The organism is Ottowia pentelensis, from assembly GCF_964341695.1.
In genome coordinates this window covers 2126836-2152955 of sequence record NZ_OZ224513.1, presented here as the reverse complement: position 1 = coordinate 2152955, position 26120 = coordinate 2126836, and the positions used below count along the sequence as shown (strand labels likewise).

The window sequence follows — 26120 nt, the reverse complement described above, 5'->3', positions numbered from 1 at the left end:
CAGACAAGGGAAGGGCGCCGCAGCGCGTGCGCCGCAAGGCATGAGTATCGGGAAAACCCTTAATTTTAACGGCTGCATCCGTGCGGCGCCCGCGGCAGTGCCGAAGACGGCGGCTCAACCCGGCTCCAGCGCCTGCAGCAGCTCCTGCTCGATGGTCACCCGCGTGCGCTCGGGCTGCAGTTGCTCGCCGCGCAGCAAAAACATGTCTTCCACCCGCTCGCCCAGGGTCGTCACCTTGGCCAGCTCGACGCTGATGGCGTGGGCGGCCAGCACGCGGGCCATGCTGTAGAGCAGGCCGGTGCGGTCGCTGGCCGACACGGACAGCAGCCAGTGCTGCGCCTTCTCGTCGGGGCGCAGGTCGACGTGGGGCGCCACCGGAAAGCTGCGCACGCGGCGCGACACGCGGCCCAGGCGCGGCGGTGGCAGCGGGCGCAGGCTGTCGACGGCGGCGGGCAGCTCGGCCTCGATGCGGGCCATCAGCGCGGGCGCCTCCTCGGGCAGCAGGTCGCTCACGACCTGGAAGGTGTCCAGCGCCCAGCCGTCGCGCGTGCTGTGGACCTTGGCGTCCTGGATCGACAGGTCGGCGCGGTCGAAGTAGCCGCAGATGCGCGCGAACAGCTCGTCGCGCAGGCTGGCGTGCACCAGCACCTGCAGGCCTTCGCCCACCGGCGAGCGGCGCGCGCGCACGCGCGGCGTGGTGCTGGCGCCGGGGCCCTGCAGGGCGATCTCGTAGGCGTGCCAGGCGATGTCGCCGGCGTCGTGGCGCATGAAGTAGGCCACGTCCAGCGTCTGCCACAGCGGCGGCGGCGCCACCGTGTGGCCGGCCAGGCGCGACAGCTCGGCCAGCGCCTGGCGCTTGCGCGCCTCAACCACGGCATCGCGGTCGGGCGCGCGCCCGCCCAGCGCACGCACCGTCAGGCGGTAGAGGTCTTCGAGCAGCTTGCCCTTCCAGGCGCTCCACACCGTGGGGCTGGTGCCGCGCACGTCGGCCACCGTCAGCAGGTACAGCGCGGTCAGGCGCCGCTCGTGCCCCACGCGGCGGGCAAAGGCGGCCACCACGTCCGGATCGCCCAAGTCCTGCTGCTGCGCCACCTGGCTCATGGACAGGTGCTCGCGCACCAGGAATTCGAGCAGCTCGCGGTCGGCGCGGGCAATGCCGTGCTGGCGCGCGAAGCGTCCGACCTCGCGCGCGCCCAGCTGCGAGTGATCGCCCCCGCGCCCCTTGGCGATGTCATGAAACAGCGCCGCCACGTACAGCAGCCAGGGCTGGTCCCAGCCGGCGGCCAGCTGCGAGCAGAACGGGTATTCGTGCGCGTGCTCGGGGATGAAAAAGCGCCGCACGTTGCGCAGCACCATCAGGATGTGCTGGTCGACCGTGTAGACGTGGAACAGGTCGTGCTGCATCTGCCCCACGATGCGCCGAAACGGCCACAGCGTGCGGCCCAGCACCGAGGTCTGGTTCATCAGCCGAAAGGCGCGCGTGATGCCCTGCGGCTGCTGCAGCAGCGCCAGGAACTGCTGGCGGTTGACCGGGTCGGCGCGAAAGCGCCGGTCCATGGTGGTGCGCGCGTTGTAGAGCGCGCGCAGCGTGCGGGCCGAAAAGCCCTTGACGCCCGGCACGCGCTCCAGCAGCAAAAAGCTTTCCAGGATGGCGTGCGGCTGGCGCGTGTAGAGCGCGTCGTCGGCCACTTCCAGCAGGCCGGCGCGCTCCAGAAAGCGTGCGTTCAGCGGCCGCAGCGCGGGGGCGGGCTCGCCGCGTTCGGCGCGCAGGCGCTCCTCGATCACCTGCAGCAGGATCTGGTTGAGCTGCACCACCGCCTTGGCGGCCCAGTAGTAGCGCCGCATCAGCAGCTCGCTGGCGCGCAGGGCCAGGCGGCCGTCGGGCGTGGTGCGGTCGGCCAGGCCGAAGGACGCGGCCACGGCGCCTTGCAGGTCGAACACCAGCCGGTCCTCGCGCCGGCCCGCCACCAGGTGCAGGTGCATGCGCACGCGCGCCAGCAGGGCCTCGTTGCGGCGCAGCTGGCGCACTTCGAGCGCGGTGGCCAGGCCGGCGCGCGCCAGGTCGTCCCAGCGCTGGCCGATGCCGGCCGCGCGCATGGCCCAGCCGATGATGTGCAAATCGCGCAGGCCGCCGGGCGACTCCTTGCAGTTGGGCTCCAGCGCGTAGGGCGTGTCCTCGTACTTGAGGTGGCGCTGGCGCATCTCCAGCCGCTTGGCGACAAAGAAGTCCAGCGCGTCCAGCGCGGCGGCAAAGCGCTGCTCGAACCGGGCGAACAGCGTGCGGCTGCCGGCGATGCGGCGCGCCTCCAGCAGCGCGGTCTGCACCGTGACGTCGGCGGCGGCGGTCTGCAGCGACTCGGCCACGGTGCGCACGCTGGCGCCGATCTCCAGCCCGGCGTCCCAGCACTGGCCGATGAAGGACTCGATGCGCTCGCGCAGCGCCGCGTCGCGCGCCGGGTCGGCGCCCTCGGGCAGCAGCAGCAGCACGTCGACGTCGGAATACGGAAACAGCTCGGCGCGGCCGTAGCCACCCACGGCCAGCAGCGCGCAGGTGCCGTCGAAGCCGCAGGCCTGCCACAGGCTGCGCAAGGTGTCGTCGGTGAGTAGAGTCAGGTGGCGCAGGGCGCCGTCCACGCTGCGGGTGGACAGGGCCACGTGCCGCAGCCGGGCCAGCAGCGCCTGCTTGTCCTGGCGGTAGCTGGCCGCCGGCGGCGCCGTCGCCACGGGCTGGGCAAGTCCGGGCGACATGGTCGGGTGGATGAGCCGGCGAGGGCGGCTTCAGGCGGCGGCTTGCGCCATGCCCTGCACGAACTCGGGCACCGCCGGGCTGCCAGCGGAGCGCGTCAGCACCTCGTAGCCGGTGGGCGTGACCAGCACCGTGTGCTCCCACTGCGCCGACAGCGAGCGATCCTTGGTGACGATGGTCCAGCCGTCGGGCATTTCCTTGATCTCGCGCCGGCCGATGTTGACCATGGGCTCGATGGTGAAGGTCATGCCTGGCACCAGCTCGACGCCGGTGCCCGGCTTGCCGTAGTGCAGCACCTGCGGATCGTCGTGAAACACCTGGCCGATGCCGTGGCCGCAGAACTCGCGCACCACCGACAGGCCGTGGCCTTCGATGAAGCTCTGGATGGCGTGCCCCACGTCGCCCAGGCGCGCGCCGGGCTTGACCTGGTCGATGCCCAGCCACATCGAGTCGTAGGTCAGCTGGCACAGGCGCCTGGCGGCGATCGAGCATTCGCCGATCTCGAACATGCGGCTGGTGTCGCCGAACCAGCCCTCGGGCGTGATGACGGTGACGTCGACGTTGACGATGTCGCCCTTCTTCAGCACCTTGTCGGCCGGCATGCCGTGGCACACCACGTGGTTGACCGAGGTGCAGACGTGGCCGGGGTAGGGCGGGTAGCCGGGCGGCTGGTAGCCGATGGTGGCCGAACGCGTGCCCTGCGCCGCCATGAATTCGGCCGACCAGCGGTCGATGTCCAGCGTGGTGATGCCCGGGCGGATGAGCGGCGTGAGTTGATCCAGCACCTCGGCCGCCAGGCGGCACGCGGTGCGCATGGCGGCAATGCCCGCCTCGTCCTTGATGGTGATGCTCATGGGGCCAAATTATCCCACCCGAGGCGCGTGGCTGCAGGCGGCGCGCCCGGCGGCGGGCGGGCGGCGCAGATAAAATCGCTCGGCGTTTGCGGCGCGGCCCCAGTCAGCGGCCGCGCACCCGCCGCGCAGCCCGCGCGCCCCGTCCATCGCCTTCCTGTCCACCGTGACCCAGCCCATTCATTTTTTCGACGGCGGCAACGCCCTGAGTGAGTTTCGCGCCCAAGGCCTGCTGCGCCGCCTGCAGGCGGTCGAGCCCGGCATCGACGCGGTGCGCGCGCGCTTCGTGCACCTGGCCGGCTTCGACGCCGCGCCCACCGCGGCCACGCTGCAGCGCCTGGGCGAGCTGCTGAGCTACGGCGAGCCGGCCGCGCCCGCGCTGGGCGAGGGCGCCCCCACCTGGGTCGTCACGCCGCGCCTGGGCACGGTGTCGCCCTGGGCCTCCAAGGCCACCGACATCGCGCGCAACTGCGGCCTGGCGGTGAGCCGTGTGGAGCGCATCGTCGAGTATCAAATCGGCCTCAAGCGCGCGCTGATCAAGCGCCGGCAGCTATCACAAGAGCAGCAAGACGCGGTTGCCGCGCTGCTGCACGACCGCATGACCGAAAGCGTGCTGGCCTCGCGCGAGGCGGCGCAGGCGCTGTTCACCGCGCTGCAGCCTGAGCCGCTGGCGCACGTCGACGTGCTGGCCGGCGGCCGCGCGGCGCTGCAGCAGGCCAACACCGACTGGGGCCTGGCGCTGGCGGCCGACGAGATCGACTACCTGGTGCAGGCCTTCACCCGGCTGGGGCGCAACCCCACCGACGTCGAGCTGATGATGTTCGCGCAGGCCAACAGCGAGCACTGCCGCCACAAGATCTTCAACGCCGACTGGCGCATCGACGGCGTAGCGCAGCCGCACAGCCTGTTCGGCATGATCCGCCACACGCACCGGCAAAACCCGCAGCACACGGTGGTGGCCTACAGCGACAACGCGGCGGTGATGGAAGGGCACGCCTGCGAGGTGTTTCAAGCCAAATCGGCCTCCAGCGCAGGAGAGGCAAGCGCGAGCAGCTATCAAAAAAAGAGTGACGTGCGCCACGTGCTGATGAAGGTGGAGACGCACAACCACCCCACGGCCATCAGCCCCTTTCCCGGCGCCAGCACCGGCGCGGGCGGCGAGATTCGCGACGAGGGCGCCACCGGGCGCGGCGCGCGGCCCAAGGCGGGGCTGACGGGCTTCACGGTGAGCAAGCTGTGGGACGGCGCGGTCGGCAAGCCCGATCACCTGGCCAGCGCGCTGCAGATCATGACCGAGGGCCCGCTGGGTGGCGCGGCCTTCAACAACGAGTTCGGCCGGCCCAACCTGCTGGGCTACTTTCGCGAATACGAGCTGGAAGCGGGCGGCGTGCAGCGCGGCTACCACAAGCCGATCATGATCGCCGGCGGCATCGGCAGCATCGACGCGCTTTTGACGCACAAGATCGAGTTCGCGGCCGGCAGCCTGCTGATCCAGCTGGGCGGGCCGGGCATGAAGATCGGCATGGGCGGCGGCGCGGCCAGCTCGCTGGCCAGCGGGGCCAACGCGGCGCAGCTGGACTTCGACTCGGTGCAGCGCGGCAACCCCGAGATCGAGCGCCGCGCGCAGGAGGTCATCACCCAGTGCCAGGCGCTGGGCGTGGACAACCCCATCCTGGCCATTCACGACGTGGGTGCGGGCGGGCTGTCCAACGCCTTCCCCGAACTGGTCAACGATGCCGGCCGCGGCGCGCGCTTCGACCTGCGCGCCATCCCGCTGGAGGAGTCGGGCCTGGCACCCAAGGAAATCTGGTGCAACGAAAGCCAGGAGCGCTACGTGCTGGCCATCGCGCCCGAGTCGCTGGCGCAGTTCGAGGCGCTGTGCGCGCGCGAGCGCTGCCCGTTCGCGGTGGTGGGGGTGGTGACCGAAGAACGCCAACTGATCGTCGGTGACGTGGATTTGCCCCTTCCCCCGCTGGGGGAAGGCAGGGATGGGGGCCAGCGTGCCGCAACAAGCGCTGCCCTGCCCCCACCCCAACCCTCCCCCAGCGGGGGAGGGAGCCAGGCGGTCGATATGCCCCTGGATGTGCTGCTCGGCAAGCCGCCCAAGATGCAGCGCGACGTGACCAGCGTCGCGCGTACTTTCACGCCTCTCAAGCTGCATGACCTGAGCCTGCAGGACGCGGTGATCCAGGTGCTGAGCCACCCCACCGTGGCCAGCAAGCGCTTTCTCATCACCATCGGCGACCGCAGCGTGGGCGGCCTCACGCACCGCGACCCCATGGTCGGGCCCTGGCAGGTTCCGGTGGCCGATTGCGCGGTCACGCTGGCCGACTACGCGTGCTTTGCCGGCGAGGCCATGAGCATGGGCGAGCGCACGCCGCTGGCCGCGCTGGATGCGCCGGCTTCGGGCCGCATGGCCGTGGCCGAGGCCATCACCAATCTGCTGGCGGCGCCGATCGAGCTGGCGCGCGTCAAGCTGTCGGCCAACTGGATGGCGGCGTGCGGCGAGCCGGGCGAGGACGCGGCGCTGTACGCCACCGTCCAGGCCGTGGGCCTGGAGCTGTGCCCGGCGCTGGGCGTGAGCATCCCGGTCGGCAAGGACAGCCTGTCGATGCGCACGCAGTGGCAGGACGCCGATGGCACGGCGCGCAAGGTGGTCTCGCCCGTCAGCCTGATCGTGAGCGCCTTTGCCAGCGTGTCTGACGTGCGCGGCACGCTGACGCCGCAGCTCGATCGCGATGAGGCCGACAGCTCGCTGATCCTGGTCGACCTGGGCCGCGGGCGCAACCGCCTGGCGGGCAGCGTGCTGGCGCAGGCCATGGGGCAAAGCGGCTGCCCGGTGCAGGATGGCGTGCCCGACCTGGCCGATCCGCAGGATTTGAAGGCGCTGGTGGCGGCCGTCAACGAGCTGCGCGCGGACGGAAAAATCCTGGCCTATCACGACCGCAGCGACGGCGGCCTGCTGGCCACGGTGGCCGAGATGGCCTTTGCCGGCCAGGTGGGCGTGGCGCTGAACGTGGACATGCTGCTGCAGGAAGGCGACGGCGTGCACGACAGCCACATGGAATCGGGCGAGGGCAAGGAGTGGACCAAGCAGGTCAGCGGCCGGCGCGACTGGCTGACGCTGAAGGCCTTGTTTGCCGAAGAGCTGGGCGTGGTGCTGCAGGTGCGCACGGCCGAGCGCAACCAAGTGATGCAGGTGCTGCGCACGCACGGCCTGTCCCGCCACAGCCACGTCATCGGCAAGACGCGGCCGGCGTCCTCGGGCATCGACAAGGGCAAGGGGCAGCTCAGCGTGTGGCGCGACGCCAGGGAGGTCTTCAGCGCCCCTCTGCACGACTTGCAGCAGGTGTGGGACAGCGTGAGCTGGAAGATCGCCCAGGGGCGCGACAACCCTGCGTGTGCCGATGCCGAGCACGCGGCGGCGGGGGCGGTGGATGACCCGGGCTTGCATGTGCATCTGACGTTCGACGTTCACGCGCCGTCGCCCCTCACCCCAACCCTCTCCCCAGAGGGGCGAGGGAGCCAGAATCCCCCTCTCCCGCATGCGGGAGAGGGCAGGGGTGAGGGCGCGGACGCATCCGCTGCAACCGGCCTGGCTCCCGCTCTGGCGCTCAGCCGCCCCAAAGTCGCCATCCTGCGCGAGCAAGGCGTCAACTCGCACGTCGAAATGGCCTACGCCTTCACCGAGGCGGGCTTCGAGGCCTTCGACGTGCACATGACCGACCTGCAGACCGGGCGCGTGCGGCTGGCCGACTTCCAGGGCCTGGTGGCCTGCGGCGGCTTCAGCTATGGCGACACGCTGGGCGCGGGCATCGGCTGGGCGCGCTCGATCACCTTCAACGCGCCGCTGGCCGATCGGTTCAAGGCCTTCTTCGGCCGCAGCGACACCTTCGCCCTGGGCGTGTGCAACGGCTGCCAGATGTTCGCCGAGCTGGCCGACATCATCCCCGGCGCCGACGCCTGGCCGCGCTTCACCACCAACCGCAGCGAGCGCTTCGAGGCGCGGCTGTCGATGGTGGAGGTGCTGGATTCGCCCAGCCTGTTCTTTGCCGGCATGGCCGGCAGCCGCCTGCCCATCGCGGTGGCGCACGGCGAGGGCTACGCCAACTTCAGTCAGCGCGGCGACGCGGCGCGCGTCGTCGCCGCCATGCGCTTCGTCGACCACCACGGCCGGCCGACCGAGCAATACCCCTTCAACCCCAACGGCAGCGCGGGCGGCCTGACGGCGGTGACCACGCCCGATGGGCGCTTCACCGCGCTGATGCCGCACCCGGAGCGGGTGTTTCGCAACATCCAGATGAGCTGGACCGACCAGGACCGCAGCAGCTTCAGCCCCTGGATGCAGATCTGGCGCAATGCCCGGCGCTGGCTTGGCTGAAGGCGCACAATTTCAGGCTGACCATGAACACCGCCGCCATTACCGCCGGGCCGCCCCAGGCCCCCGAGGGCACGCGCTTTCGCGTGCTGTACGCCATCAGCTTCTCGCACTTTCTCAACGACATGATCCAGTCGTTGATCCTGGCGATCTACCCCATGCTCAAGGGCGAGTTCAGCCTGAGCTTCGCGCAGATCGGGCTGATCACGCTGACCTACCAGTTGACGGCCTCGCTGCTGCAGCCGCTGGTGGGCCTGTACACCGACAAGCACCCCAAGCCGCATTCGCTGGCCTTCGGCATGGGCTCCACGCTGTGCGGGCTGCTGCTGCTGTCGGTGGCGCCCAACTTCGGCGTGGTGCTGGTGGCCGCGGCGCTGGTGGGCACGGGTTCGTCGGTGTTTCACCCCGAGTCCTCGCGCATCGCGCGCCTGGCCTCGGGCGGGCAGCCGGGGCTGGCGCAGTCGATCTTTCAGGTCGGCGGCAACACCGGCAGCGCGGTCGGGCCGCTGCTGGCCGCGGCCGTGGTGATGCCGCACGGGCAGCGCGCCATCGCCTGGTTCGGGCTGGCGGCGCTGGTGGCCATCGGCGTGCTGTGGCAGATCGGCACCTGGTACAAGACGCGGCACCTGAGCGGCCCGCGCGCCAAGAAGCCCGCGGCGGCGCTGGCCAGCCCGGTGCCGCCGCGCACGGTGGCGCTGGCCATCGGCGTGCTGCTGGTGCTGATCTTCTCCAAGTATTTCTACCTGACCAGCCTGACCAGCTACTACACCTTCTACCTGATGACGCGCTTCGGCGTGTCGGTGCAGTCGGCGCAGGTGTATCTGTTCATCTTTTTGTTCGCGGTGGCGGCCGGCACGCTGGCGGGCGGGCCCATCGGCGACCGCATCGGGCGCAAGCGCGTGATTTGGGGCTCGATCCTGGGCGTGGCGCCGTTCACCCTGGCCATGCCCTACGTCGACCTGACCTGGACCGTGGTCCTCAGTTTCGTCATCGGCCTGATCATTGCCTCGGCCTTCTCGGCCATCCTGGTGTTCGCGCAAGAGCTGATGCCGGGCAAGGTGGGCGCGGTGTCGGGCATGTTCTTCGGCTTCGCCTTCGGCATGGGCGGCATCGGCGCGGCGGTGCTGGGCGCGCTGGCCGATGCGCGCGGCATCGTGTTCGTCTACCACCTGTGCGCCTTCTTGCCGCTGCTGGGCCTGCTGACGGTGTTCCTGCCCGACCTGCGCCAGCACCGCCCGCCGGCCTCGCGCACGGCGCCGGCCTCGCCCTGCTGACGCGCGTCAGGGCGCGTCGTCCTCGTCTTCGTCGGGTTCGGCCGGCGCGGGCGCGCGCACCGACAGCACCGGCACCGGCGCCACCTTGGCCAGGCGCATCGCCGACGAGCGCATGCTGCCGGTGGCCAGCAGCGAAGGCGGGTGCGCGCCGATGATGACCATGTCGCAGCCTTCGGACTCGATCAGCTCCAGCATGCCCTGCACCGCATCGCCTTCCTCCACCATGACCACCTCGTGCGACAGGCCGGCGTCCTTCAGCAGCGCCACGGCCGGCGCCACCAGCTCCTGCGCGGTGCCGATCACCATCTGCTGCAGCCGGGCCGGATCGCGCGCGGTGATGAACTCGTAGAAACTCGCCGGCTCCTGCACGTTGGCGGCGACGAAGTGGGCGTCCAGCCCGCTCTGGCACAGGCGAATCGCAAAGCGCGTCTGTTCCAGCGACAAGTCGGTGCCGTCCAGCGGCAGCAGGATATTCAACGTCATGGCAGCAACCTCCAAGCCTCGAGTGTGACAGCTCTTGTGCCCCGCATCTTGCCGCGCGGCCCGGCCAGGCCGGTGCGCGGGCGCGCAATCCCGCGCTGGCCACGCGTTCTCCGGGCTTGCCCGGTGATCGAGTCGTGTTCAGTCTGCTAGATTCAGCGCTTGCCTGTTTTTCACCCGAAAGGACTTCCGCCATGCGCCGTACCATCTTGAAGACCCTTGCCCTGGCGCCGGCGGCGCTGGCCTTTCCGCGCGTGTGGGCGCAGGCCGGCAAGCCCGAAAAAAGCAAGCTGACCATTGCCGTCGGCGGCAAGAACCTGTTTTATTACCTGCCGCTCACCATTGCCGAGCAGCTGGGCTACTTCAAGGACGAGGGCCTGCAGGTCGAGATTCCGGACTTCGCCGGCGGCTCCAAGGCGCTGCAGGCGCTGGTGGGCGGCAGCGCCGACGTGGTGTCGGGCGCCTACGAGCACACCATCAACATGCAGGCCAAGAACCAGATCATCGAGTCCTTCGTGCTGCAGGGACGCGCGCCGCAGATCGTGCTGGCCGTGTCGACCAAGACCATGCCCGACTACAAGAGCCTGGCCGACCTCAAGGGCAAGAAGATCGGCGTCACTGCGCCGGGCTCGTCCACCTCGATGATGGCCAGCTACGTGCTGGCCAAGGCGGGGCTCAAGCCCAGCGACGTGTCCTTCATCGGCGTGGGCGCGGCCAGCGGCGCCATCACGGCCGTCAAGTCGGGGCAGGTGGACGCCATCGCCAACCTCGACCCGGTCATCACCATGCTGCAGCGCGACAACTTGATCAAGGTGGTGGCCGACACCCGCACCCTGAAGGACACCCAGGCCGTCTACGGCGGCCCCATGCCCGCGGCCGTGCTGTACACGCACGCCAAGTTCGTGCAGGAAAACCCCCACACCACCCAGGCGCTGGCCAACGCCATGGTGCACGCGCTGCGCTGGCTGACCAAGGCGGGGCCGTCGGACATCGTCAAGGCCGTGCCCGAGTCCTACCTGCTGGGCGACCGCGCGCTGTACCTGGCCGCGTGGGAAAACGTGCGCCAGGCCATCTCGCCCGACGGCATCATGCCCGAGGCGGGCCCCGCCACCGCGCTGCGCATGCTCAAGACCTTCGAGCCCAGCCTGGCGGACAAGAGCATCGACCTGGCCAAGACCTACACCAACGCCTTCGCGCGCAAGGCCGACGTCAAGTATTCCTGATCGAATACTCACATTGTTGTAGCTGCTCGCGCTTGATTGGCGGGCGCCAGAGGCCGATTTGACTTGAAAACCGCCAACGCCCCCGCGCTCGACCTGCAGGCCATCACCTGCGTTTTCACCAGCCGCGACGCGCCCGGCCAGCGCTACACGGCGGTGCAGGACACCGACCTGGCGGTGGCGCCCGGCGAGTTCGTCTCGGTCGTCGGCCCCACGGGCTGCGGCAAGAGCACGCTGCTGAACATCGGCGCCGGCCTGCTGGCGCCCTCGCGCGGGCAGGTGTCGGTGTTCGGCGAGCCGCTGCAGGGGCTCAACCGGCGCGCCGGCTACATGTTCCAGGCCGAGTCGCTGATGCCCTGGAAGACCGCGCTGGACAACGTGATGGCCGGGCTGGTGTTTGCCGCCACGCCGGCGGCCGAGGCGCGCGAGCGCGCCATGGCCTGGCTGGCGCGCGTGGGGCTGGCGGGCTTCGAGGACCGCTACCCGCACCAGCTGTCGGGCGGCATGCGCAAGCGCGTGGCCATGGCGCAAACGCTGATTCTGGACCCGGACATCATTCTGATGGACGAGCCCTTTTCGGCACTCGACGTGCAGACCCGTCAGCTGATGGAAAACGAGCTGCTGGAACTGTGGGCCGAGCCGCCGCAGGGCAAGACCGGCGCCGCCGCGCAGGGGCGGGCGGTGCTGTTCATCACGCACGACCTGGACGAGGCCATCGCGCTGTCCGACCGCGTGGTGGTGCTATCGGCCGGGCCGGCCACGCACCCCATCGGCCAGTTCGTCATCGACCTGCCGCGCCCGCGCAACGTGGCCGAGATCCGCAACCTGCCGCGCTTCGTCGACCTGCACGCTCAGATCTGGGCCGTGCTGCGCGACGAGGTGCTCAAAGGCTACGACCAGCAAAAGCGGAAGGTGGCCTGAGCATGAGCCAAGTCAAGCTGCGCGCCTGGCAGATCGGCCTGCTGATCGTCATCGTCGGCCTGTGGGCCTGGGCCTCCAACGCGTCCGACACGGTGGCCTTTTTCTTCGGCCGCCCGCAGATCGTGGCGCAGCGGCTGTGGGCCTGGTTCGTCACCAACGGCGACATCTACGGCCACATGTGGGTCACGCTGGTGGAGACGCTGCTGGCCTTCGGCATTGGCACACTGGCCGGCATGGGCGTGGGCCTGTGGCTGGCGCTGGCGCCCTTTGCCTCGGCCGTGCTCGACCCCTACCTGAAGGCCGCCAACGCCATGCCGCGCGTCATCCTGGCGCCGATCTTCGCGCTGTGGTTCGGGCTGGGCATCTGGTCCAAGGTGGCGCTGGCCGTCACCCTGGTGTTCTTCATCGTGTTCTTCAACGTCTACCAGGGCGTGCGCGAGGTCAGCCCGGTGGTGCTGTCCAACGCGCGCATGCTGGGCGCCAGCCGGCGCGACCTGATGCGCCACGTGTACGTGCCCAGCGCCATGAGCTGGGTGTTCTCCAGCCTGCACAGCTCGGTCGGCCTGGCCTTCGTCGGCGCGGTGGTGGGCGAATACCTGGGCTCGGCCAGCGGCGTGGGCTACCTCATCCTGCAGGCCGAAGGCAGCTTCGATGTCGACACCGTGGTCGCCGGCATCGTGTTGCTGACCGCCTTTGCCCTGGTGCTCGACGGCCTGGTCGGCGTGGCCGAGCGGCGGCTGATGAAGTGGCAGCCGAGCAGCGGGCAGACCGAGAAGCTGTGAGCTGGGGGCTGGCCGCGCGCCATGATCTGCGCATAAAATATGCGCATTGTGATTACGCATTGCTGATGTCATGACCGAGACGGCCGCTTCCGCCCAACGCAAGCGTGCGACCAACCTCAGCCTGAGCGAAGACGTTCTGCAGGCCGCGCGCGAGCTGGACATCAACTTGTCTCAGGTTTGCGAACAGCATCTGCGCGAGCTGGTCCGCAGCGAACGCGCACGGCGCTGGCGCGCCGAACATGCCGACTTCATCGCGGCCTACAACGCCACGGTGGAGCAAGATGGTTTGCCACTGGAGCGCTGGAAGACCTTTTGATGGCGCGCTTCGACGTGTTTGTCAACAGCGGCCCCCATGCCGCGAGCACCCCATTTCTGCTGGATGTGCAAAGCGGACTGATGGACGGGCTGGACAGCCGCGTGGTGGTCCCCTTGCGACGCCGCTCGCATTTCGCGGCGGTCAAACTGCCGGAAAGCCTGGTGCCCGTGCTGCAGGTGGCCGGTGAAGAGTGCATGCTGGAGACGCCCAAGCTGGCGGCCGTCCCGGCCCGCCTGCTCAAGAAGCCGGTCGCTTCCCTGACCCATGAACAGGCCCGCATCGTTGCGGCGCTGGATTTTTTATTCAACGGTTACTGACGCGTGTGCTGATGCCTCTCTTGACGGGAGGCATCCCATCCCGACCATGCAACACCACAAGATTCTCATCCTCGACTTCGGCTCCCAAGTCACCCAGCTCATCGCGCGCCGCGTGCGCGAGGCCAGGGTGTATTGCGAGGTCCACCCCTGTGACGTCAGCGACGACTGGGTGCGCCAGTACGCGGCCGATGGGCAGCTGAAGGGCGTGATCCTGTCGGGCAGCCACGCCAGCACCACCGAGGAAAGCACCGATCGCGCGCCGCAGGCGGTGTTCGAGCTGGGCGTGCCGGTGCTGGGCATTTGCTACGGCATGCAGACCATGGCGCAGCAGCTGGGCGGCAAGGTGGAGGGCGGGCACACGCGCGAGTTCGGCTACGCCGAGGTGCGCGCGCGCGGCCACACCGCGCTGCTGAACGGCATCGCCGACTTCACCACGCCCGATGGCCACGGCATGCTCAAGGTGTGGATGAGCCACGGCGACAAGGTGACCGCGCTGCCGCCGGGCTTCAAGCTGATGGCCAGCACGCCCAGCTGCCCCATTGCCGGCATGGCCGACGAGGCGCGGCATTTCTATGCCGTGCAGTTTCACCCCGAGGTCACGCACACGCTGCAGGGCAGGGCGATGCTGGAGCGTTTCGTGCTCGGCATCTGCGACGCGCGCGCCGATTGGGACATGCGCGGCCACGTCGAAGAGGCGGTGCAGGCCATCCGCGCGCAGGTGGGCGACGAAGAGGTGATCCTGGGCCTGTCGGGCGGCGTCGATTCCAGCGTCGCCGCGGCGCTGATCCACCGCGCCATCGGCGACCAGCTGACCTGCGTGTTCGTCGACCACGGCCTGCTGCGGCAAAACGAGGGCGACATGGTGATGGACATGTTCGTCGGCCAGCTGCACGCCAAGGTCATCCGCGTGGATGCGGCCGAGCAGTTCCTGGGGCATCTCAAGGGCGTGAGCGAGCCCGAGCAAAAACGCAAGATCATCGGGCGCGAGTTTGTCGAGGTCTTCAAGGCCGAAGCGGCCAAGCTGACAGCGTCAGGCGCTTCGAAAAATGGAGCAAAGTGGCTGGCCCAGGGCACCATCTACCCCGACGTGATCGAGTCCGGCGGTGCCAAATCCAAGAAGGCCGTCACCATCAAGAGCCACCACAACGTGGGCGGCCTGCCCGAGCAGTTGGGCCTCAAGCTGCTGGAGCCGCTGCGCGATTTGTTCAAGGACGAGGTGCGCGAGCTGGGCGTGGCCCTGGGCCTGCCGCACGAGATGGTCTATCGCCACCCCTTCCCCGGCCCCGGCTTGGGCGTTCGCATCTTGGGCGAAGTAAAAAAGGACTACGCCGACTTGCTGCGCCGCGCCGACGCCATCTTCATCGAGGAGCTGCGCGCCACCCGCGACGAGGCGACCGGCAAGACCTGGTACGAGCTTACCAGCCAGGCCTTTGCGGTCTTCCTGCCTGTCAAGAGCGTGGGCGTGATGGGCGACGGCCGCACCTACGACTATGTGGTGGCCCTGCGCGCCGTGCAGACCAGCGACTTCATGACCGCCGATTGGGCAGAGTTGCCCTACGCGCTGCTCAAGAAGGTCAGCAGTCGCATCATCAACGAGGTGCGCGGCATCAACCGCGTCACCTACGACATCAGCAGCAAGCCGCCGGCGACGATCGAGTGGGAGTAAGGGCGATATCCATCGTGTCCCAGAGGGGCATGCCTCCGCGTCCCGCCGAGCGAATCCGGCTGCGCCGCGAGCAAATTTGGTGCAGGCTCGGTCTGGCCTGCGCTCGTCCTGGTCATTCCATTTCCATATCAATAGATCAATAATATCCATGTCACCGATCCCGCAAGGAGAACGACATGGCAAGAACAGCCCGAGGTGCCGACAGTCTGGAGTCGGCCCGTCAAATGCTGGCCGGCGCACAGACCGCTGAGCAGCTTCGCCAAGCACAGGCGGTGGTGTTGCCGCTGGACTATGGCTTGAGCCTGGAGCAAACCGCGCAGGTCATCGGCCGCTCCCCGGCGTGGACCTGCCGCTTGCGCAATCGCTTCCTGGCCGGCGAGGTTGCAGGTGACGGCCAGCGCCCCGCGCGCGGCGGCAGGCGCCACCAGAACATGACGACTGAGCAGGAGCGCCAGGTGCTGGCGCCCTTTCTTGATCGCGCTCGCACGGGCGGCATCCTGGTGGTCGGTCAAGTCAAGTGTGAAATCGAAGCTGCCCTGGGCCGTCCCATGGCGCTGTCCTCGGTCTACAACCTGCTGCACCGCCACGGCTGGCGCAAGCTGGCCCCCGACAAACGCCATCCGCAAAGCGATCCTTTGGCTCAAGAGGAGTGGAAAAAAAACTCCCCGAGCGCCTTGCCGAAATCTGCTCGCACTGGCCGCAGCAAGGCCCCATCAAGCTGATGTTCCAGGACGAGGCGCGCTTTGGACGCATCAACGACGTGCGCCGCTGCTGGGCGCCCAAGCCGGTGCGGCCGCTGTGCCAAGCCATGTTGACCCACGAGTACACCTACGCGTACGCCGCCGTCGATGTGGCAAGCGGCCAGTTGGACTCGCTCATCTTGCCTCACGTCAACACCGAGTGCATGCAGTTGTTTCTCGACGAGGTGAGCGAGCGTCACCCGCACGAGCGCATCGTCATGGTGCTTGACGGTGCCGGCTGGCATGCCAGTGGTGAGCTGCACCCGCCCGCCAACATGCGCCTACTGAGCCTGCCCCCCTATGCGCCGGAGCTCAACCCGGTGGAGCACGTGTGGGACGAGCTGCGCGAGAAGCGATTCCACAACCGCGTCTTCGACAGCCTGGAGGCGCTCGAAGATCACCTTGAGCTCGCCCTGCGAGACTTCGAGAGCAACTGCGAACGGATCCGATCCATCGTCGCCTGGCCGTGGATTATTGATGCGCTATTGAATTAGAAATGGAATCAGACCTTGTCGGCGCGCAGCGAAATACTCTTCACGCCGAACTTCTTCGTCGCGCCCTGCGCATTGTCGGAAAGGAAGCGGTACGCGTCGTTGATCTGCTCGGCGACGATGTGCAGGCCGGCAGTCTCGATGGCGTCCCTGTAGCGGGCAGCCTGCCAGGCGCCGCCGATGCAGGCCGCCCACAGGGTCGTGTTGCAGGTGATGTTCTCCGGCAACTGCACATCGGTCACGATGTCCGCCAGCGCCAGCTTGCCACCGGGGCGCAACAGGCGTGCGATCTCTTGGAACACTTGCGGCTTGTCGACGGCCAGGTTGATCACGCCATTGCTGATGACCACGTCGAAGCAGCCGTCCTCGAACGGTGCGGCGTCGATATAGCCCTTCACATAAGTCAGGTTGCGCACGCCCTGGCGCCGCCGCAGGCCTTCCGCCTTTGCGCGCTGCGAGTCCGTCATGTCCAGGCCGATCACGGTGCCAGCGGGCCCCGTCAGCAGGCTCGCGACAAACGTATCCATGCCCGAGCCGCTGCCCAGGTCGAGCACGCGCGCGCCTTCGAGGTCGTCGAGCAGGTGGAAGTAGTAGCCGACCCCGGCGAACGAGTCGATGGCTTCCGCCGGGATCTGGTCGAGATCACCCGGCCGGTAGCCGAGGCGTTCAGCCATGGCTCGCCCCATCTCGAAGTGAAACTCAGCTTCCGGATGCTCTGCAACATCCTTGTACATCGCCTTGACCTTGCCTTCGAGCTCGGCACGATCGACTTGTGCGGCCATGATGGTCTCCTTGAAAAAAGGCTCAGAAGCTCAGGCTTGCAGCGCCGCGCAGGAAACGTTCGTGCATCACGCTTGATCCGGCGATGGTCACGCCCTCGATGAAGTCGGACTGTTCGTAGCCGCGCGACTTCACGCACGGCGTGCAGGCGTAGAGGGTGCCGCCGCGCGACACGAAGTCGCGCACCAGCTGCGCCAGCGGGTCGAGCGGCTTGACGTGCGTGGTGTCAGCCGCCTTCTTGCGCACGATGTCCACGCCCGCGCTGCTCAGGAAGACTGCGACTTTCAGTCCTGAGCTAATGCCGCCGTTGGCGATGGTGAAGCCCACCGATGACATTTCGTGATCGAGACCATGCGTGATGACCACCACCAGCTCTCTGCTTTCGTCAGCCATGTCCTTGCTCCTTGAGAAATGGTGTGACTCATGCAGCGAAAAACGTGCCAACACCGTCGGGATGGCATTTCTCCTCTGCAACGAGGCCGGTGGGGATGCGAAAGAGGCGTCTCGGCCATGCGAAAAACTGCATGAGCCATGTCTGTTTGGACATGAAGAATCTGCTGGCTCCCTGCAGCCGAAGTCATTAGACTTTTGCCATGGATACCGTCCGAGAGTTGCAGTTCGGCCCCGGCATGCGCGCCGAGCGCCTGACCGAGGCGGCGTTCCTGATCGCCGCGATCTTCACGCAGGACGTGCGCTTCGCTGGTGTCACCTTCGTTCTCACCCTGCTGCAGGTGGTTTCGCCGCGCTGGGCGCCAGTCGCGCAGATCGTCGCGCGGTTCGTGCGTTTTCGCGGCCAGCATCACATCGGCGACATGTACTTCGACCTGGCCGGAAGTCGGGGCGCATGCGCCATTTCCCTGCTGGCGCAATGCACTTGCCTGGCGCTGATTGCGGCGGGCTTTCCGATCACGGGCTTTGTGCTGCTGACGGTGCCGACGGCCTCGTTCCTGATCGCGCCGACATTGGGCTTCTGCGCCGGCTGCTGGTTCTACGTCCTCGGGCGCGACTGGTTCAGCCGACGCGGCTGGCTGAGAGGAGGTTTCGATGATCACCATGACATCGCCGTCGACGGGCAAGCGCCCCGCCATCAACCACAATTGCGTCCTGCGCCGCAACGTTGAGACGCAGCCCTACGGGCGCTGCAGCGTCTGCACGCTCAAGCTCAAGCAGTGCCATGCCTGGCAATCCAGCGGCTGGAGTTTCGCGCTCGCGGCGCTGGCACTGACCCTGCCTCTGATGCCTTCCGGCTGGCCGCAGCAGTTGATTGCGCTCATGCTGCTGGGCGTGATCGTCTGGCAGGGTCTCGCCAACCACAAGCGCACCGACGATTTGATCTTCGGTCAGCACAAGCTGATGGCGCTGACGCAGGAACTGCGCGGCAAACAGCGCGTGATCGAGAGCCAGAACAACACACTCGCCGCACAAGTCGACGCACGCACGGCGGAGCTGCGCGAATCGAACCTGCGCCTGGCTGCCGCCAACCTGGAACTGCTGGAACTGGACAAGCTGCGCTCGGCCGTGCTGTCGAACGTGTCGCACGAGCTGCGCACGCCGCTCACCGGCATCCTTGGCTCGGCACAGAACCTTCGTGATGGCCTTGCGGGTGGCCTCACGACGGCGCAGCAGGAGTACGTGGGCCTGATCGAAAAGGACAGCGGCCGTTTGATCCGCGTCGTCAATGAGCTGCTGGAATGGGGGCGGCTGCAGTCCGGCCGTATCGAGCTGCACCGTTCGCCGGTCCCGCTGCAGCCGATGCTCGCCGGCGTCGCCATGCTCCTGCGACCGGTGGCGGACCGCCGAGGCGTTCGGCTGTCGGTGCCCGCTGGCGAATCGAGCGCGCGGATTCATGCCGATGCGGACAAGCTCAGGCAGATCGTCATCAACCTGGTCGACAACGCCGTGAAGTTCAGCCCACCCGGTTCCTGTGTCGATGTCCGGCTCGAAACAAGCCGGCAGGCCGCCAGAATCTTGGTCGAGGATCAAGGGCTGGGCGTGCCGCCCGAGGACCGTCCGCATGTCTTCGAGCGCTTCTACCGCGGCCACGGAGCCCATGCGGCGGCAGGCAGTGGCTTGGGACTGGCGATTGCCAAGAACCTGGCACGCCTCCATGGCGGTGACATCACGCTGCAGTCCGGCGCGGCGCAGGGGAGCGTCTTTGTCCTGAGCCTGCCGATGGAGGTCGAGGCATGAACCGCATCGTGGTCGCCGATGACGACGCGGGCATCGCCCGCATCCTCGGTGACCGGCTCCGGGACGCGGGGCACGAGGTCGACGTCGCACGCGACGGCGTCGAAGCCTTGCGACTGGCCGAGAGCGCCGACCTCCTGTTGCTGGACCTGGAAATGCCTCGCATGGGCGGCCTGGCCGTGCTGGACAGCCTGCGCAGCCTGCCGGCGGCGCCCCTGGTTATCGTGATCACGGCCTATGGCGACATGGCCAAGGCCGTGCGTGCCATGCGCGCAGGCGCCTACGACTTCATCGCCAAGCCGTTCGATGCGACCACCATCCAGCTGGTGGTGCAGCGGGCGCTGGAGACGAGGCGGCTGAAGATGCACGTGCACAGTTTGTGCAGCGAGCTCGGGCGCAAGCACCTGTGGGTGCGCGGCAGCGACCTCGTGATGGCCAGGATCGCCGACACCGTCGAGCGCGTGGCGCCGAGCCATGCGACCGTGCTGCTGCTGGGCGAGACCGGTACCGGCAAGGAAGTGATCGCACGCGCCTTGCACCGGCAAAGCCGTCGCGGCGACCAGCCGTTCCTGGCCGTCAATTGCGCCTTGCTCAAGGGCGAACTGCTGGAGAGTGAACTGTTCGGGCACGAGAAAGGAGCCTTCACTGGCGCCGACCGCGCACGCGCCGGGCGCGTCGAGACCGCGCGCGGAGGCACTTTGTTCCTCGACGAGATCGGAGAGATGTCGCCGCCGCTACAGGCGAAGTTGCTGCGCCTGTTGCAGGAAAAGGAGTACGAGCGCCTGGGCAGCGACCGAACCCTCAAGGCCGATGTCCGGGTTATCGCCGCGACGCACCGAGACCTGGGCGCTGCGATTCGCGAAGGCAGCTTCCGCGAGGATTTGTACTACCGCCTGAAAGTCATCAGCATCCGGATTCCGCCGCTGCGCGAACGGACCGGCGACATCCTGCCCTTGGCCGAATGGCTGCTGGAGCAGCATGCCGCCGAGGCGGGGCGTACACCCCCCAAGCTGACCGAGGAGGTGCGCCAGGCCGTGCTCCGCTACGCTTGGCCCGGGAACGTGCGCGAACTGTCGAACGCGATGCAACGATGTGCACTGCTGGCCGGTGACACGGTCTCGCTGTTCGACCTGTCAGAGGAATTGGTCGGTGGCGTGTTCGGCGATGCCGAACCGGTCGCCAGCACCGAGGATCTGTTCGATCTGCCCTACAACGAGGCGGTTACCGCCGCACGCCGGCTGATCGTGCAGCGCGCGCTGGAACGCTCAGGCGGCCATCAGACGCGCGCCGCCGAGCAGTTGGGCGTGACGCAGCCGTATCTGTCGCGGTTGGCAAAGCAGCTCGGGTTGCGGGGCGAGGACACCAAAATTTGTTCGTAAGTTGTCGCCGTCGTGGGTCGTGAGAGCCCGTGCGCCGATCAGGCACGCACAGGGCGCGCCGCGCTCTTGGGCCGAAACGCCTGGCACACGGCCTCGTGCGTCTCCAGGTACGGTCCGCCAATCAGGTCGATGCAGTAGGGCACGGCGGCGAAGATGCCATGCACCCGGGACTTGCCATCGGAATCCTTCAGGCCTTCCAGCGTTTCGGCAATCGCCTTGGGCTGGCCGGGCAGGTTGATGATCAGGCTTTGCCCGCGGACGACGGCCACCTGGCGGCTCAGGATGGCGGTGGGCACGAAGGCCAGGCTGATCTGGCGCATTTGCTCGCCAAAGCCCGGCATCTCCTTGTTCGCCACGGCCAGCGTGGCCTCGGGCGTGACGTCGCGCGGCGCGGGGCCGGTGCCGCCGGTGGTCAACACCAGCGCGCAGCCGGCGTCGACCAGCTCGACCAAGGTGCGGCTGATGCCGGCCTGCTCGTCGGGGATCAGGCGCGGCTCGAAGCGGATCGGGTTTTTCAGCGCCCGCGTCAGCCAGTCTTGCAGCGCGGGCAGGCCCTTGTCCTCATAGACGCCTTGGCTGGCGCGGTCGCTGATGGAGACGATGCCGATGGTGACGGGGTCGAAGGACATGTTCAGATGGGGTGATCGTCGGCTGGCGGCGGTGCTTCGTCGGCGGCGTCGAGGGCGGCGCGAATCCACTGGAACAGCTCGCGGTAGGCGCGCGCATGGCGCGGGGCCTGGCCGGCCGGCTCGGTCGCGGGGCTGTCCTTGCGGGCCTGGCGCACCAGGGCGCGTAGCTGCTGCAGGTCGGTGGCGGGGTGCTGCTGGGCCCAGTCGGTGAGGGCCGCGTCGCCTTCCAGCAGGCGCTGGCGCCAGTTCTCGGTGGCGTGCAGGCGCAGCGTGTCGGCGGCCGAGCCACGGCGCTGGGTGTCCAGCGCGGCGCGAATGGCCGCGATCTGCGCCTCGTCCAACTGGCGCATCAGCTTGCCGACGAACTGGCCCTGGCGGCGCCGGCCCTCGAAGTTCTTGATGCGCGCCAGCTCGTCCAGGCCTTCGAGCAGGCGCGCCGGCAGCTCCAGCGGATCGCGCAGGTCGGCGCGCAGCTCCAGCAACTGCTCGCCCAGCGCCTGCAACTCGGCGCTGTGCGCCTTCAGCTCGGTCTTGCTGGGCGCATCGCCGCGCTGTTCGCGCTGCAGTTGCTCGTCGAGTTCGCTGCCTTCGGCGACGAACTGGCCGCGCACGAAGTAGCCTTTTTGGGGTTTGCGGGACATGCGTGAGTGAATGAAAACAGCCCAGTATGATAGCCAGCACCATGCAAGACACATCCAAGCCCCTGGCGGGCTTTTCTTATTCGCGCGGTCATTTCGAAGAGTTGGTGGACGCCGCCATCGCCCACGCCAGGAAGCTGGGCGCCAGCGACGCCGGCGCCGAGGCGTCCGAGGGGCTGGGCCTGTCGGTGGGGGTGCGCCGGGGCGAGTTGGAGACGGTGGAGCAAAGCCGCGACAAGTCACTGGGCGTGACGGTCTACCTGGGCCAGCGCCGCGGCAACGCCAGCACGTCGGACTTTTCGCGCGCCGCGCTCGAAAGCACGGTGCAGGCGGCCTACGACATCGCCCGTTTTACCGCCGAGGACCCGGCCGCCGGCCTGCCGGACGCGGGCGACATCGCCACCGAGCAGCGCGAGCTGGACCTGTTTCACCCCTGGGCCGTCAGCAGCGAGCAGGCGGCCGCCATGGCCCTGGCCTGCGAGCGCGCGGCCTTCGCCGTGGACCGCCGCGTGACCAACAGCGAAGGCGCGGGCGTGTCGGCCGCGCAAAGCCACTTCTTCGCCGCCCACACGCACGGCTTTCGCGGCGGCTACGCCAGCTCGCGCCACAGCCTGTCGGTGGCGCCGATCGCCGGCAAGGGCGAGGACATGCAGCGCGACTACTGGTACAGCTCGATGCGCGATGCGCGCGAACTGGCCGCGCCCGAGGCCGTGGGCCGCTACGCCGCCGAGCGCGCGCTCAGCCGGCTCAAGAGCCGGCGCCTGTCGACCCGCGAATGCCCGGTGCTGTTCGAGTCGCCGCTGGCCGCCGGCCTGCTGGGCCACTTCGTGCAGGCCGTCAGTGGCGGCGCGCTGTACCGGCGCACCAGTTTTTTGCTGGATTCGCTCGGCCAGGCGGTGTTTCCCGATCACATCGACATCGCGGAGGACCCCTTCGTGCGCGGCGGCAAGGGCTCGTCGCCGTTCGACGACGAGGGCGTGCACGTGCAGGCGCGCCAGGTGGTCGAGGGCGGGCGGGTGCAAGGCTATTTTCTGGGCACCTACTCGGCACGCAAGCTGGGCATGAAGACGACCGGCAACGCCGGCGGCTCGCACAACCTGACGCTGCGCTCGCGCCGCACGCGCGCGGGCGACGACCTGGACGCCATGCTGCGCCAGCTGGGCACGGGCCTGTTCGTCACCGAGCTGATGGGGCAGGGCGTGAACTACGTCACCGGCGACTATTCACGCGGGGCCAGCGGCTTTTGGGTGGAGGGCGGGCAGATCGCCTACCCGGTGCACGAGATCACCATCGCCGGCAACCTGCGCGACATGTTCCAGGGCATCCAGGCCGTGGGCGCCGACGCCTACACCTTTGGCGCCAAGACCATCGGCTCGGTGCTGATCGGACGCATGAAGCTGGCCGGCAGTTGACGACTGCTGGGGCAGCCGTCAGCGGTCATTGTCACCGCGCGTGGCGCGTGGGTGCTGCGGCGCCGGACGGTGTTCCCGCTCGGGCCCGCGTTCGGCCTGGCGTGGCGCGCGATCGGGCGACGGATTGAACTGGCGCGCGGGCGGCGCGAACTCGCGTGCGGGCCGCGGTTGATAGGCCTCCGGGCGGTATTGCGGGCGCTCGGCCGGACGCTCCGACAGCGCCGGCTGCGGCGGCCGCCATGCAGGCGCCGCGGGTCGTGCCTGCGGTGTGGGCGCCCATTCGGGGCGGTGTTGTGCCGGGCGGCCGACTTCCGGCTCGGGCGGACGCATCGGGCGCTCGGCTCTGGGTGAGCGGTGCTCGGGGCCCAGTGCTGGTGCGGGTGGCCGCGGGCCCGGCGTCTGGACGGCTGCCGGCGCGGATTCGTGCAAGCCCTGGCCATGGGGCATCGGCGGCATGAAGCCCGCTTGGGGCATGGGTGGCCGCTGGCCTGGCGTCCACGCGGGTGTCGACGTCGATTCATGCGGCCCCGCGCCGTTGGGCGCCGGCGGGCGCGGCAGCATGACGCCCATCGGGGGCACGGGCGACCGCAGCGGCTGCGGCCGCTCGGCGTGCGCGGGCGCGCGGGGCGGGCGCTCGGGCGGTGCCGAGGGGCGGCTGCCCTGCATCCAGCCCGGTGGCAAGTGACTGCCATCGCCGTAGCGCGGGCGGCGCCCGCCGCGCCAGCCGTCGCGGTCGAAACCGCCCTGGGGCGCCACGCTGATGGCACCGGGGCGATGCTGAAAGAAGAAGCTGCCGCCCGGCGCCGGGACGGGGCCGCGCCAATGACCCCAGTCGTTGAGGCGATCGCGGTAGCGCTCGCTGGCGTGGTAGGGCGGGTGCCAGCGCTCGCCCGGCGCCAGCGGGAACCAGGCCATGCCCGGCCCGCCGGCACTCAGGCGCCAACCGCTGCCGGCGCCGACGAACTGCACCAGCGCCGGCGCGTACACCGGGCGGCGCAGCACCGGGCCGGGCACCCAGGCCCAGCGTGGGCCGATCTGCGTCCAGCGGCCGTAGTGAAAGGGCGCAAAGCCCCAGGGCGCGTCGTCCACCCAGGTCCAGCCCCAGGGGCTGACCCAGACCCAGCGCCCGTCGCGGTAGGGCGCCCAGTCGGCCGCCGTGACGGCGGGGTACCAGACCGGGCCGTAGGTGGCGTCGTCGCTCCACTGGCCATAGGCGTCGAGCTGGGCATAGCCCGGCATGTCGGGCGAGACGTAGGCCGTGGCCGGTGACTGCGTGCGCTGCCGCTCGCGCGCGGCCACCCACTGGCCGAAGGCGTCGCGCGGCGGCACGGCGGCGCTGCTCAGCACCGTCAGGTCGCGCCCGGTCAGCACGATCTGCTGGCCCGCGGCCACGGGCATGGACTGGCCGGCCTGGCCATACAGCGTGGCGCTGCCGCTGCGCACGGTGACGCGGGTGGTGTCGCTGGCGGGGCCCACGTCCAAGCGGTATTCGCCCGGCTGGGTGGCGACCAGGGCCAGCTGGGGCGTGTCCAGCTCCACGCGTTCGCCGGCCGGCGGCTGGCGCACACGCAGCGAGGCCGTGCCGGCCGTCAGCGCCCACTGGGTGTGGGTGTCGTCGAGGGCGCTGGTGTCCAGGTCGGCGGGGCCCTGCAGGCGCAGCGCCAGCCAGCCGCCGTCCAGTTCGGCGCGGGCGCCGGGGTCGAGTTGCAGCCGCGTGCCGGTGGTGACCGGCCAGTTGAGGCTGGCCGGGGCCCAGTCGTCTGGTGCGTCGGTGCTGATGCGCACCGCGCCTTCCAGCGCGCTGACGTAGGCCACGCGCGCGGGCGGATCGGCCTGGGCCCAGGCCAGGGCGCTGGCGGCCAGCAGCAGCGTGGCGGTGAGCGCGCGGCGCCAGCGCGGGCCGGCGACGGGAGAAAGCGGGTTCATGGTGGCAGCCTGGCAGCGCAAGGCAGGGGCCTTGCTCCTGCTGTCTTAACGTGCCAGCAGCGCCTTTGGTTTGCCCGGCGCCGCCCGCTCACTGCAAAGATGGCGCGCCAGCTGCTACCAGATGCAAACGCGATGCAGCCTATTTGGCCAGCGCGGCCTTGACCGCGCCGCTGACCGCGCCCATGTCGGCCTTGCCGGCCAGGCGCGTCTTGACGGCGGCCATCACCTTGCCCATGTCGCCGGGGCCGGCGGCGCCCAGTTCGGCCACGATGGCGGCCACCTCGCGGGTGATCTCGTCGGCCGACAGGCGCGCCGGCAGGTAGGCCTGCAGCACGGTGATTTCAAAGCTTTCCTTGTCGGCCAGGTCCTGGCGGCCGGCCTGGGTGTAGGCGGCCACGCTGTCCTTGCGCTGCTTGATCAGCTTGTCGACGATGGCGATGACGGCCGCGTCGTCCAGCGTCACCCGTTCATCGACCTCTTTTTGCTTCATTGCCGCCAGCAGCAGGCGGATGGTGCCCAGGCGCTCGCTGTCGTGGGCGCGCATGGCGGACTTCATGTCTTCGGTGATTTGGTCTTTCAAGCTCATCGCAAGGTCCTTTCAGAAACGACAAAGGCCCGCCAAGCGTCCCCGGCGAGCCTTGTCGAGCGGGCGCGACGGACGCGCCGGTGAATCAGTACAGCTTCTTGGGCAGCTGCATGCTGCGCACGCGCTTGTGGTGGCGCTTGACGGCGGCCGCCTTCTTGCGCTTGCGCTCGGCGGTGGGCTTTTCGTAGAACTCGCGGGCACGCAGGTCGGTCAGCAGGCCCAGCTTTTCGATGGTGCGCTTGAAGCGGCGCAGGGCGACGTCAAACGGCTCGTTTTCTTTTACGCGGATGGTGGTCATTCGAAGACAGTGATTTCCGATGTGCGGCCAGCGGGTGCCAGGGAAGATCGGGCCCTGGCGCCATGCGCCGCGATGCGCCCCGCCTTTAACTAGTATTGGCCGG

General features: G+C 68.9%; 24 protein-coding genes. 14 read left to right on the top strand and 10 right to left on the bottom strand.

The window, feature by feature from the left end:
* Positions 1-114: 114 nt before the first annotated feature.
* On the bottom strand, positions 115-2748 hold the full coding sequence (locus ACWHMB_RS10550) for a [protein-PII] uridylyltransferase (RefSeq protein WP_377484356.1): 2634 nt from the start codon (positions 2746-2748) through the stop codon (positions 115-117).
* Positions 2749-2778: 30 nt separating this feature from the next.
* Complete coding sequence (gene map, locus ACWHMB_RS10545) at positions 2779-3600, bottom strand: type I methionyl aminopeptidase (RefSeq protein ID WP_293224511.1); 822 nt, start codon at positions 3598-3600, stop codon at positions 2779-2781.
* Positions 3601-3763: 163 nt separating this feature from the next.
* Here map and purL point away from each other — a divergent pair, with 163 nt between their 5' ends.
* Entirely contained in the window at positions 3764-7978 is a 4215-nt protein-coding gene (purL, locus tag ACWHMB_RS10540; RefSeq protein WP_377484360.1) for a phosphoribosylformylglycinamidine synthase, read from the top strand.
* 23 nt (positions 7979-8001) lie between these two features.
* Complete coding sequence (locus ACWHMB_RS10535) at positions 8002-9249, top strand: MFS transporter (RefSeq protein WP_377484363.1); 1248 nt, start codon at positions 8002-8004, stop codon at positions 9247-9249.
* 6 nt (positions 9250-9255) lie between these two features.
* Here the strand turns inward: ACWHMB_RS10535 and ACWHMB_RS10530 are convergent, their stop codons facing one another.
* Entirely contained in the window at positions 9256-9732 is a 477-nt protein-coding gene (locus ACWHMB_RS10530; RefSeq protein WP_293225505.1) for a universal stress protein, read from the bottom strand.
* Positions 9733-9923: 191 nt separating this feature from the next.
* On the opposite strand from ACWHMB_RS10530, the gene ACWHMB_RS10525 reads away from it, so the two are divergent.
* From ACWHMB_RS10525 to ACWHMB_RS10490, 8 genes are all read left to right on the top strand, one after another.
* On the top strand, positions 9924-10952 hold the full coding sequence (locus tag ACWHMB_RS10525) for an ABC transporter substrate-binding protein (RefSeq protein WP_377484365.1): 1029 nt from the start codon (positions 9924-9926) through the stop codon (positions 10950-10952).
* 63 nt (positions 10953-11015) lie between these two features.
* The gene (locus tag ACWHMB_RS10520; protein ID WP_293225510.1) at positions 11016-11870 is read left to right on the top strand and encodes an ABC transporter ATP-binding protein; all 855 of its coding nucleotides are present in this window, start codon (positions 11016-11018) and stop codon (positions 11868-11870) included.
* Between the two features lie 2 nt (positions 11871-11872).
* The gene (locus ACWHMB_RS10515) at positions 11873-12652 is read left to right on the top strand and encodes an ABC transporter permease (protein WP_293225512.1); all 780 of its coding nucleotides are present in this window, start codon (positions 11873-11875) and stop codon (positions 12650-12652) included.
* 70 nt (positions 12653-12722) lie between these two features.
* A complete protein-coding gene (locus tag ACWHMB_RS10510) occupies positions 12723-12968 on the top strand; it encodes a type II toxin-antitoxin system CcdA family antitoxin (RefSeq protein WP_293225514.1) in 246 nt (81 codons plus the stop codon).
* Entirely contained in the window at positions 12968-13285 is a 318-nt protein-coding gene (locus ACWHMB_RS10505) for a CcdB family protein (RefSeq protein WP_293225516.1), read from the top strand. The genes ACWHMB_RS10510 and ACWHMB_RS10505 overlap by 1 nt, the downstream gene beginning before the upstream one ends.
* 46 nt (positions 13286-13331) lie before the next feature.
* Complete coding sequence (gene guaA / locus ACWHMB_RS10500) at positions 13332-14951, top strand: glutamine-hydrolyzing GMP synthase (RefSeq protein ID WP_377484368.1); 1620 nt, start codon at positions 13332-13334, stop codon at positions 14949-14951.
* A gap of 176 nt (positions 14952-15127) precedes the next feature.
* The gene (locus tag ACWHMB_RS10495) at positions 15128-15673 is read left to right on the top strand and encodes a helix-turn-helix domain-containing protein (protein ID WP_377516474.1); all 546 of its coding nucleotides are present in this window, start codon (positions 15128-15130) and stop codon (positions 15671-15673) included.
* Complete coding sequence (locus ACWHMB_RS10490; protein WP_377516475.1) at positions 15601-16185, top strand: IS630 family transposase; 585 nt, start codon at positions 15601-15603, stop codon at positions 16183-16185. Before ACWHMB_RS10495 ends, ACWHMB_RS10490 begins: the two co-directional genes overlap by 73 nt.
* Before the next feature lie 8 nt (positions 16186-16193).
* Here ACWHMB_RS10490 and ACWHMB_RS10485 read toward each other — a convergent pair whose 3' ends face one another.
* Positions 16194-16964, bottom strand: a complete 771-nt coding sequence (locus ACWHMB_RS10485) for a methyltransferase domain-containing protein (RefSeq protein WP_377483069.1) — start codon at positions 16962-16964, stop codon at positions 16194-16196.
* Positions 16965-16986: 22 nt separating this feature from the next.
* Positions 16987-17355 (bottom strand): DsrE family protein, encoded by a 369-nt coding sequence (locus ACWHMB_RS10480; protein WP_377483071.1) that lies wholly within the window; start codon positions 17353-17355, stop codon positions 16987-16989.
* A gap of 200 nt (positions 17356-17555) precedes the next feature.
* Here ACWHMB_RS10480 and ACWHMB_RS10475 point away from each other — a divergent pair, with 200 nt between their 5' ends.
* Genes ACWHMB_RS10475 through ACWHMB_RS10465 form a run of 3 tightly spaced genes read left to right on the top strand, consistent with a single transcriptional unit; the run spans position 17556 to position 20528 of the window.
* On the top strand, positions 17556-18083 hold the full coding sequence (locus ACWHMB_RS10475; protein WP_377483073.1) for a DUF4395 family protein: 528 nt from the start codon (positions 17556-17558) through the stop codon (positions 18081-18083).
* Positions 18007-19152, top strand: coding sequence for a sensor histidine kinase (locus tag ACWHMB_RS10470; RefSeq protein ID WP_377483075.1), 1146 nt, complete (start codon positions 18007-18009; stop codon positions 19150-19152). The genes ACWHMB_RS10475 and ACWHMB_RS10470 overlap by 77 nt, the downstream gene beginning before the upstream one ends.
* Positions 19149-20528, top strand: a complete 1380-nt coding sequence (locus ACWHMB_RS10465; RefSeq protein ID WP_293224029.1) for a sigma-54-dependent transcriptional regulator — start codon at positions 19149-19151, stop codon at positions 20526-20528. Before ACWHMB_RS10470 ends, ACWHMB_RS10465 begins: the two co-directional genes overlap by 4 nt.
* A gap of 38 nt (positions 20529-20566) precedes the next feature.
* On the opposite strand, the gene mog is transcribed toward ACWHMB_RS10465, so the two are convergent.
* Entirely contained in the window at positions 20567-21157 is a 591-nt protein-coding gene (mog, locus tag ACWHMB_RS10460; RefSeq protein WP_377483077.1) for a molybdopterin adenylyltransferase, read from the bottom strand.
* Between the two features lie 2 nt (positions 21158-21159).
* Positions 21160-21798 carry a ribosome biogenesis factor YjgA gene (yjgA, locus tag ACWHMB_RS10455; protein ID WP_293224026.1) on the bottom strand — a complete coding sequence of 213 codons (639 nt, stop codon included), beginning with the start codon at positions 21796-21798 and terminating at the stop codon, positions 21160-21162.
* A gap of 41 nt (positions 21799-21839) precedes the next feature.
* On the opposite strand from yjgA, the gene pmbA reads away from it, so the two are divergent.
* Positions 21840-23207 carry a metalloprotease PmbA gene (pmbA, locus tag ACWHMB_RS10450; RefSeq protein WP_377483079.1) on the top strand — a complete coding sequence of 456 codons (1368 nt, stop codon included), beginning with the start codon at positions 21840-21842 and terminating at the stop codon, positions 23205-23207.
* 18 nt (positions 23208-23225) lie between these two features.
* On the opposite strand, the gene ACWHMB_RS10445 is transcribed toward pmbA, so the two are convergent.
* The 3 genes from ACWHMB_RS10445 to rpsU form a co-directional block, all read right to left on the bottom strand.
* Positions 23226-25133 carry a DUF6600 domain-containing protein gene (locus tag ACWHMB_RS10445; RefSeq protein WP_377483081.1) on the bottom strand — a complete coding sequence of 636 codons (1908 nt, stop codon included), beginning with the start codon at positions 25131-25133 and terminating at the stop codon, positions 23226-23228.
* 139 nt (positions 25134-25272) lie between these two features.
* On the bottom strand, positions 25273-25719 hold the full coding sequence (locus ACWHMB_RS10440) for a GatB/YqeY domain-containing protein (protein WP_293224020.1): 447 nt from the start codon (positions 25717-25719) through the stop codon (positions 25273-25275).
* Between the two features lie 85 nt (positions 25720-25804).
* Positions 25805-26017: a 30S ribosomal protein S21 gene (gene rpsU / locus ACWHMB_RS10435; RefSeq protein ID WP_293224018.1), complete on the bottom strand. Its 213-nt coding sequence runs from the start codon at positions 26015-26017 to the stop codon at positions 25805-25807.
* Positions 26018-26120: the final 103 nt, after the last annotated feature.

Excerpts from the sequence above, each read along its gene's own strand:
- ACWHMB_RS10495 (WP_377516474.1), top strand. The coding sequence starts at position 15,128 with ATGGCAAGAACAGCCCGAGGTGCCGACAGTCTGGAGTCGGCCCGTCAA.
- ACWHMB_RS10550 (WP_377484356.1), bottom strand. The coding sequence starts at position 2,748 with ATGTCGCCCGGACTTGCCCAGCCCGTGGCGACGGCGCCGCCGGCGGCC.
- ACWHMB_RS10510 (WP_293225514.1), top strand. The coding sequence starts at position 12,723 with ATGACCGAGACGGCCGCTTCCGCCCAACGCAAGCGTGCGACCAACCTC.
- guaA (WP_377484368.1), top strand. The coding sequence starts at position 13,332 with ATGCAACACCACAAGATTCTCATCCTCGACTTCGGCTCCCAAGTCACC.
- ACWHMB_RS10515 (WP_293225512.1), top strand. The coding sequence starts at position 11,873 with ATGAGCCAAGTCAAGCTGCGCGCCTGGCAGATCGGCCTGCTGATCGTC.
- ACWHMB_RS10505 (WP_293225516.1), top strand. The coding sequence starts at position 12,968 with ATGGCGCGCTTCGACGTGTTTGTCAACAGCGGCCCCCATGCCGCGAGC.
- rpsU (WP_293224018.1), bottom strand. The coding sequence starts at position 26,017 with ATGACCACCATCCGCGTAAAAGAAAACGAGCCGTTTGACGTCGCCCTG.
- ACWHMB_RS10470 (WP_377483075.1), top strand. The coding sequence starts at position 18,007 with ATGATCACCATGACATCGCCGTCGACGGGCAAGCGCCCCGCCATCAAC.
- ACWHMB_RS10465 (WP_293224029.1), top strand. The coding sequence starts at position 19,149 with ATGAACCGCATCGTGGTCGCCGATGACGACGCGGGCATCGCCCGCATC.
- pmbA (WP_377483079.1), top strand. The coding sequence starts at position 21,840 with ATGCAAGACACATCCAAGCCCCTGGCGGGCTTTTCTTATTCGCGCGGT.
- mog (WP_377483077.1), bottom strand. The coding sequence starts at position 21,157 with ATGTCCTTCGACCCCGTCACCATCGGCATCGTCTCCATCAGCGACCGC.
- yjgA (WP_293224026.1), bottom strand. The coding sequence starts at position 21,798 with ATGTCCCGCAAACCCCAAAAAGGCTACTTCGTGCGCGGCCAGTTCGTC.
- ACWHMB_RS10475 (WP_377483073.1), top strand. The coding sequence starts at position 17,556 with ATGGATACCGTCCGAGAGTTGCAGTTCGGCCCCGGCATGCGCGCCGAG.
- ACWHMB_RS10525 (WP_377484365.1), top strand. The coding sequence starts at position 9,924 with ATGCGCCGTACCATCTTGAAGACCCTTGCCCTGGCGCCGGCGGCGCTG.
- ACWHMB_RS10480 (WP_377483071.1), bottom strand. The coding sequence starts at position 17,355 with ATGGCTGACGAAAGCAGAGAGCTGGTGGTGGTCATCACGCATGGTCTC.
- ACWHMB_RS10530 (WP_293225505.1), bottom strand. The coding sequence starts at position 9,732 with ATGACGTTGAATATCCTGCTGCCGCTGGACGGCACCGACTTGTCGCTG.
- map (WP_293224511.1), bottom strand. The coding sequence starts at position 3,600 with ATGAGCATCACCATCAAGGACGAGGCGGGCATTGCCGCCATGCGCACC.
- ACWHMB_RS10535 (WP_377484363.1), top strand. The coding sequence starts at position 8,002 with ATGAACACCGCCGCCATTACCGCCGGGCCGCCCCAGGCCCCCGAGGGC.
- ACWHMB_RS10485 (WP_377483069.1), bottom strand. The coding sequence starts at position 16,964 with ATGGCCGCACAAGTCGATCGTGCCGAGCTCGAAGGCAAGGTCAAGGCG.
- ACWHMB_RS10445 (WP_377483081.1), bottom strand. The coding sequence starts at position 25,133 with ATGAACCCGCTTTCTCCCGTCGCCGGCCCGCGCTGGCGCCGCGCGCTC.
- ACWHMB_RS10440 (WP_293224020.1), bottom strand. The coding sequence starts at position 25,719 with ATGAGCTTGAAAGACCAAATCACCGAAGACATGAAGTCCGCCATGCGC.